This window comes from Blautia sp. MCC269 (assembly GCF_018785655.1).
Taxonomy (GTDB): domain Bacteria; phylum Bacillota; class Clostridia; order Lachnospirales; family Lachnospiraceae; genus Blautia_A.
Genome location: NZ_WQQE01000090.1, coordinates 1 through 272, shown reverse-complemented (window position 1 = coordinate 272; position 272 = coordinate 1). Strand labels below are relative to the sequence as shown.

General features: G+C 50.0%; 1 protein-coding gene. It reads right to left on the bottom strand.

The genetic code is table 11. From position 1 onward, the window contains the following. Positions 1–272 (bottom strand): recombinase family protein (locus GPK88_RS17690; RefSeq protein ID WP_252197810.1); only part of this gene is annotated, 272 nt, incomplete at both ends.

Here is a 272-nt window from a genome sequence, read left to right as displayed (position 1 = left end):
TCCGTGTACTGACCGGTCAGGATATAGTTTCTTCCCAGACGGGATAAGTCCTTTGTGACAACGCAGTTGATTTTCCCGTCCTCGATGTCATCAATCATCCTTTGGAAACTTGGACGCTCGAAATTTGTCCCGCTCCATCCGTCGTCAATGTACTCGTCTACAACAGTCAGCCCATGCTCTGCGGCATACTGCCTAAGCATCATGCGCTGGGTCTGGATACTGCCGCTTTCCCCCTGTAATTCATCGTCACGGCTCAATCTCAAATATAGTGC